6 protein-coding genes and 1 pseudogene are annotated in these 6,729 nt (G+C 69.4%); 3 read left to right on the top strand and 4 right to left on the bottom strand.

Going from position 1 to position 6,729, the window contains the following annotated elements:
* The 3 genes and pseudogenes from E1288_RS29270 to E1288_RS29260 form a co-directional block, all read left to right on the top strand.
* Nucleotides 1–159 (top strand): annotated as a pseudogene (locus E1288_RS29270) (IS701 family transposase); the annotation flags it as partial.
* Between the two features lie 294 nt (nucleotides 160–453).
* Nucleotides 454–1,167: a hypothetical protein gene (locus tag E1288_RS29265; protein WP_132490627.1), complete on the top strand. Its 714-nt coding sequence runs from the start codon at nucleotides 454–456 to the stop codon at nucleotides 1,165–1,167.
* A 24-nt stretch (nucleotides 1,168–1,191) separates the two neighbouring features.
* Entirely contained in the window at nucleotides 1,192–1,671 is a 480-nt protein-coding gene (locus tag E1288_RS29260) for a hypothetical protein (RefSeq protein WP_132490624.1), read from the top strand.
* 97 nt (nucleotides 1,672–1,768) lie between these two features.
* On the opposite strand, the gene E1288_RS29255 is transcribed toward E1288_RS29260, so the two are convergent.
* The 4 genes from E1288_RS29255 to couM form a co-directional block, all read right to left on the bottom strand.
* A complete protein-coding gene (locus E1288_RS29255; RefSeq protein WP_132490622.1) occupies nucleotides 1,769–3,088 on the bottom strand; it encodes an MFS transporter in 1,320 nt (439 codons plus the stop codon).
* A gap of 93 nt (nucleotides 3,089–3,181) precedes the next feature.
* Nucleotides 3,182–4,690, bottom strand: coding sequence for an acyl-CoA synthetase (locus tag E1288_RS29250; protein ID WP_132490619.1), 1,509 nt, complete (start codon nucleotides 4,688–4,690; stop codon nucleotides 3,182–3,184).
* A gap of 28 nt (nucleotides 4,691–4,718) precedes the next feature.
* Nucleotides 4,719–5,942 (bottom strand): lipase family protein, encoded by a 1,224-nt coding sequence (locus E1288_RS29245; RefSeq protein WP_132490616.1) that lies wholly within the window; start codon nucleotides 5,940–5,942, stop codon nucleotides 4,719–4,721.
* Between the two features lie 297 nt (nucleotides 5,943–6,239).
* The gene (couM, locus tag E1288_RS29240) at nucleotides 6,240–6,704 is read right to left on the bottom strand and encodes a p-hydroxycinnamoyl-CoA hydratase (protein ID WP_132490613.1); all 465 of its coding nucleotides are present in this window, start codon (nucleotides 6,702–6,704) and stop codon (nucleotides 6,240–6,242) included.
* Between the last annotated feature and the right edge of the window lie 25 nt (nucleotides 6,705–6,729).

The raw sequence follows: 6,729 nt of genomic DNA, 5'->3' as shown, positions 1-6,729 counted from the left end.
ATCGAACACGACTACCGCGAACTCAAACACGCCCTCGGCCTGGATCACTTCGAAGGACGCTCCTACACCGGCTGGCACCGACACGTCACCCTCACCGTCCTCGCTCAAGCCTTCTGCACCCTGCTCCGCCTGGACCCAAAAGCGGATGCGCCGGCCTGACCATCTACGCCGTTCTCCGCGAACTGCAACGACTCCTCGTCGTCATGGCCGGCGCATGCCACATCTGCAAGCACCCCTTCAACAACACGAGTTAACAAAGCACTACTAGACGGCTGGAGGGAAATCACCGGACAACTCCAGGGCTGGAACAACGCACCGACCGGACTACTCGCCCGCAAAGCCGTCATCGCGCTGCTCAACGACGTCAGCGACCGACTCAAGGACGCGTCCGACTGTGCCGCGACACGTGAGGGATTCCTCGCGGGCGCCGAGCTGGCCGAGATCGCCGCGTCGATGTCGTGGGACTCCGGTCTGCACCGCGCCGCGCAGCGCTACTACACGCTGTCCGTGCAGTTCGCCAAGATCGGCGGCGACGACAACTTCGCCGCGGTCACCCTTGCTGCGTTCGCGCGCCAGTGCTTCGACCTGGGGCAGCCCGATGATGGCCTCGAACTCGTCCAGCTCGCCCAGTACGGCACCAGGAAGTCCGCGCGCCCGATCCTGCGTGCCCTGTTGGCCACTCGTGAAGCGTGGTCCTATGCCCAAACCGGGGCAGCGCAGCAGTTTCGTCGGGCTGCCGGGCTCGCCGAAGACCACTTCGCCGAGTCCATCGACGATGAAACCGATCATCAGGTGCAGGGCCTCGATCAGGCAGAACTCTACGGGGTGCTTGGTGCGCGGTGGCGCGATCTCGCTGTCGCGCGTCAGGAACCGATGGAAGCGCGGCATGCTCAGCAGTACATCAGCCGTGCCCTGGAGCTGCGCGATCCATCATGCGTCAGGAACCGAGCATTCGACTTGATCGGACTCGCCCGCGCCTACCTCGTCACAGCGGAACCCGACCGAGCGTGCGAGCTTGTCGACGAAGCCCTGCCCATCGCCAAGCGGTGGGTGGCCGGTCGCGTCGGGGAGAAGCTGCGAGACTTCTGGCGTGAATCGCAGCCGTTCTCGACGTTCGCGGCGGTGCGCGGTACGCGCGACGCGGTTCGCGACCTCATTGCAGCCTGACCAGGAGCGACGAAAGGGCCTGAGTTGCCGCATATCGGAATCACCGGGCACTCGAACCTCCCAGCCGCGAGTGTTCCCCTCGTCCGGGAGGCTTTGGCGGCTGCGCTGTCCGTCTACCGCGAAGGACTCGCCGGGGTTACCTGCCTTGCCCGCGGCGCCGACCAGATCTTCGCGCGAGCAGTGCTCGACGTGGGCGGGTCCTTCGAAGTCGTGCTTCCCGCCGCCGACTACCGCGAGCGCAAGGTGAAGCCGGACAACGCCGCCGAGTTCGACGAGCTGATCGGCAAGGCGTCGCAGGTTCGCACCATGCCGTTCGACGAATCCAACCGCGACGCCTACATGGCCGCCAGCGAGCACGTCCTCGGCAGCGTTGACGCGATGCTCGCCGTCTGGGACGGCCGGCCATCGGGTGGTTACGGGGGTACGGGTGATGTCGTGCAGGCCGCGCGTGAACGCGGAATCCCGGTCACCGTCGTGTGGCCAGCGGGTGCGGAGCGCGAATGAACCCGCTGTGACAGCTCGGGCCGATGACACCAGTGCCCGTCCGGACGTGCCGGGCGGGCACTGGTTCGCTGTGATCTCGGGCGGTCCGCTGCTGGCGTCAGTGGATTGTGGTCAGGTCGTTGTTCTTGGTTTCGCGGGTGGCGAGGAGGACTGCGCCGCTGAGGACGGCGAGCGCGATCAGGAACCCGCCCACCGGGACGATCGCGTTGCCCGACGATGCGGCCAGGGTCGCCAGGATGACCGGTGTGAAGCCGCCGCCGAGCAGGGTTGCCAGCTGGTAGCCCAGCGAGGCGCCCGTGTAGCGGGTTCGGGTGCTGAACTGCTCGGAGATGTACGCCGCCATCGGCCCGTACATGGCGCCGTGGCAGAACGTGTACAGCGTGAACGCGGCGGTGACGGTCGCGAAGTTCCCCGTCGCGAGCAGGCCGAGGATCGGGAACACCAGGACGATCATCGCCGCTAGTCCGAAGAGCATCACCGGGCGCCGGCCGAGCCGGTCGGACAGCCGGGCGTAGCCGAGGGTGAAGAAGATTGCGAAGAACTGGCCGATCGCGAACGCGAGCAGGGCATCCGGTCTTGACGTGCCGTGTTCGACGGCGTAGGTGATGCCGAAGGTGGTGAACGCGGTCTGCAGGGCGAATCCGGCCAGGCATGCGAACGTCGCCACCACCACGGCCCTGGGCCGCCGCAGCACCTCGATGATCGGCGGGGCGCCGGGCTCGTTCTCGGCCTGTTCGGCAGCCGCCCGGAAGATCGGGCTTTCCGAGACCTTGGCGCGCACGAAGAGGCCGATCGCGAGCATGACGGCCGAGAGCAGGAACGGGATTCGCCAGCCCCACTGCATGAACTCGTCTTCGGGCAGCAGCGCGAACAGCGTCATCACGAGCGTGCCGAGCACGGCTCCGGTCGGGGCACCGGCGTTGGTGAACGCGGCCATGTAGCCCCGGCGGTTCGGTTCGGCGTGTTCGAGCGCCATCAGCGCGGCCCCGCCCCATTCGCCCCCGATGGCGATGCCCTGGAGCACCCGCAGGGCGACGAGGACGACCGCGCCCCACGGACCGATGACCGACGCGGGCGGAACGAGTCCGATGAGGACCGACGCCACGCCCATGACGGTCATGGCCAGGACGAGCATCGCCTTGCGCCCGGCCCGGTCGCCGAAGTGTCCGAAGAGGACACCACCGAGGGGGCGGGCCAGGTAGCCGGCCGCGAACGTGCCGAGCGACGCGATCGTGCCGACGGCGGGCGGGAGACCGGCGAAGAACACCGGCCCGAACACGAGCGACGCGGCAGTGCCGTAGAGCAGGAAGTCGTAGTACTCCAGGGTGCTGCCGAGGTAGCTGGACAGCACGACCCGGCGCGCCTCCGTCGCGCGTTCGGGCGCCGAGAGCTGCTCGGCCGCAGCAGAGGCACTCATGGGACTCCTTCGGTGAGGTGCGGAGGAATGGGAGAACCGGGACTCGCCGCTGTCAGGACGCGATCGCCCAGTTCGCGCGGAGGCTCCGGGGATTCAGGCGAACTGGCGCCGGAGGAGGTCCTTGCGGATCTTCCCGGTGGCGTTGCGGGGGATCTCGTCGACCACGACGAGCGACCGCGGGATCTTGTACTTGGCCAGGCGGGGCGCGAGGAACTCGGCGAGCTGGGTGTGGTCGAGCTCGTGGCCGTCCTCCAGCGCGACGGCGGCGCAGCCCACCTCGCCCCACTTCTCGTGTGGCACGCCGAAGACCGCGCAGCCGGTTACTCCCGGCATTTCGAGGATCGCCGCCTCGACCTCGGCCGGGTAGATGTTCTCGCCGCCGGAGATGATCAGGTCCTTGAGGCGGTCCACGACGGCGACGAACCCGTGGGCGTCCGCGACCCCGACGTCGCCGGAGCGCAGCCACCGCCCGTCGGCGAAGGTGTCGGCGGTGGCGTCCGGCCGGTTCCAGTACTCGCGCATGACGTTCGGGCCGCAGATCTGGATCTCGCCGCGCTCGCCGGGCGCCGCCTCGCGGCCGTCGGCGTCGACGATCCGGACGTCGGTGAAGAAGTGCGGCACGCCCGCCGTGCCGAGCTTCCGCTCCACGTCGTCCGGGGTGAGGATCAGCGCGCCCGGGCCGGTCTCGGTCAGGCCGTAGCCCTGGCAGATCTTGATCCCGCGCTCGGTGTAGGTGCGCAGGGTGCGCGGCGGGACGGGGGCCGCGGCGACGACCACCCGCCGGATCGCGCTCAGGTCCGTCGTCTCCCAGGCCGGGTGGGCGCTGAGCGCGTCGAACATGGTCGGCACGCCGAAGGTGTAGGTGATGCACTCGCGTTCGAGCACCTGGAGGATCCGGCCCGGCTCGAAGCCCTCTTCGACGACCACATTGCCGCCCTTGAGCAGGGTCGGCAGCGCCACGAAGTCCAGGGCGGCAGTGTGGAACAGCGGCGCGCACACCAGCGCCGCCTCGTGGCTGTCCAGGTCGAGGTCGATGACGGCGTTCATCACGGAGAACACGATGTTGCCGTGGGTGAGGACCACGCCCTTCGGGCGGCCGGTGGTGCCGGAGGTGTACATGATGAAGCACGGGTCGTCGTGGGAGACCGGCTCGTCGATGCGGGACTGATCGGCCGACGCGATCAGCTCCTCGTACCCGGGGGCGTCCGGGTCCGGGGCGTCGAGCACGACCCGGGTCGCCTCGCCGGCGGCCGACCGCGCCATCTCGCCGAGTTCCCGGGAGTGGACGAGCACGGTGGCGCCCGAATCCCGCATCGCGTAGTCCACTTCGGGCGCGGTCAGCCGGGCGTTGAGCGGCACGAAGATCGCCCTGAGCAGGCCCGCGGCGAACAGCGTCTCGAGGTAGGCGGGGTGGTTCGTGCTCAACAGCGCGACCCGGTCCCCGCGGCCGACTCCGAGCGAGCGCAGCGCGTGCGCCAGGCGGGTGACGCGGTCGTCGAGTTCGCGGTAGGTCGTGGCGCGCCCGCGGAAGGTGATCGCGGTCTTGTCGGAGGAGAGGCGGGCGCGGCGGTGCGGCCAGGTGCCGGTGCCTTCGTTGCGCATGCGGGTGGGTCTCCTTCGCGTCGACGGATCAGCCCTGGGGGCAGTTGGTCGGTGCCGCCTCGCCGGCGAACCGGTCCGCGGCCCAGCCTGGGAACATCGCGGCTGCCTCCGGGACGACGGATTCGTGGTCGAGACCGGGGAATTCGTGGTAGTCCACCGAGGACCCCGCCCGGCACAGGGCCGCGCGCTCGCGGGCGGTCAGCTCGGCAGGCGTCGTCGTGTCGGCCGATCCCTGGTAGACGGCGAACGGCATCGTGCCCGCGGGACGGAAGTCGTCCACCGCGGTGAGCGCCTTCCACCAGGGGCCGTCGGGGGACATCGCGCCCGGCTGGTACGGGTCGCGCAAGGTGCTCGCGCTGTCCCAGATGTCGAAGCAGCCGTCGGCGAGCACCGGTAGCTGCTCCATGGCCTCGGCGGTGAGGAAGTCGCCGTAGCGCAGGTGCGGGTAGGTGGCCTTGATCCCGGGCAGCGTCGAGATGACGTAGCCGGCCAGTTCCGGGTGCTGCATCGAATTGCCGGTCAGCTCGCGGATCCGGACGGCGGGCGCGATGAGCGCGGCGCCCAGGCCTTCGAACTCCGGGGCGTAGGTCCGCGCGATCGATTCGACGTGCATGGTCGTCTGGCCGCCCTGCGACCAGCCGTATTCGACGAACCGGTTGGAGGCGTTGAGCTCGGGGAGGTTCCGCACCGCGCGCAGCACGTCCAGGGAGGCCCGCGCGTTGACTTGGCCCGCCATGTAGTGCGAGGGGCCGGGCAGCGCCTGCCCGGGGTAGTCGCTCATCGCGACGACGTGGCCTTGGCCGAGCAGGTCCCTGATCGCCGGGACTCGGGACCGGTCGCCCTCGCCCAGGCTCCGGCGGGACGGTGCGCAGTTGTCGGCCAACCCGGTCGTCTCGTGGTTCCAGAGCACCATGTCGCGCGGGGCGTTGCTCGCGCCCGTCGGCACGTAGACCTCGCCGGACACGTACTTCTTGACGCCGGGCTGGATCTCCGAGACGTAGACGACGTTCCAGCCCCGGGCCCCGCTCGGCGCGTCGGAGCGCGGCTGGAGCCAGTAGATGTCGCCGGGCTTCGCCGTTTCCGGGGGCTGCTCGTAGACGTCCCAGAAGGTGGTTCCGTCCGGCCCGGGCCTGGCCGACGGCGAATCCTCCTTCGGCGACGCGCTGCCGGCGCTGATGCACGCGGTGAAGGCCAGCGCCGCCAACGAGGTCGCGACAGCCGCCTTCGCGATGCGCCGTTGTGTGAATGGCACGGTTCTCTCCGTATTCCTCGGGGATGTTCCATTGAGGGTTTTTCATCCTGGTCGGCCCGCAGGCGCGGGTCGCAAAGCCACACGTCGATGGGGTGCCGCATGCGCCGCAGGCGCATAGCCCACCTACGACACCGGCACCGCCGCGGGTTCTCAGGGGCTTCCTGGCGAGGACGGCCCTGACGCCGTGTATTGGACATACATCAGGAGGGGCATCCACAGACCAGGGAGCCTCTGAGGTTCCGCTACCCGCACAGCCACGCAAAACGAGGCTGGAAAAACCTCAGTGGTGCGGGGCTGCTATTCGAAGAAGCGGTACACCGGCTCGGCCACCACGGCGGGCCGCTCGGCGCCTTCGAGCTCGATCTTGCCGTCGACGGTCAGCTGCACTCCGCCCTTCGGCAGGTCCTCGACCTTCTTCAGCGCGGCGTTCAGCCGCACCCGGCCGCCGGCGGGCACGGGGCTGGTGAACCGGACCTTGTTCAGCCCGTAGTTCACGGCCATGGTCACGCTGTCGACCGCGAGCACCTCGGCCCACATGGGGATGATCAGCGCCAGCGTCAGGTAGCCGTGCGCGATCGGCCCGCCGAACGGGCTTTCCGCCCGGGCGCGCTCGGGGTCGACGTGGATCCACTGGTGGTCGTCGGTGGCGTCGGCGAAGGTGCTGATCCGCTCCTGCGGCACCTCGATCCACGAGCTGGTGCCCAGCGGCTTGCCCGCCAGGGGCTTGAGGTCTGCGAGCGTCGCGACGCGAGTGGTGGACATGGTTCTCCTGTCGGTGTGGTGCGGC

Origin of the sequence: Saccharopolyspora elongata, from assembly GCF_004348985.1 — a bacterium.
In the GTDB taxonomy this organism is placed as follows: domain Bacteria; phylum Actinomycetota; class Actinomycetes; order Mycobacteriales; family Pseudonocardiaceae; genus Saccharopolyspora; species Saccharopolyspora elongata.
The sequence above is the reverse complement of the archived record's forward strand: the minus strand, read 5'-3'. Positions and strand labels throughout refer to the sequence as shown.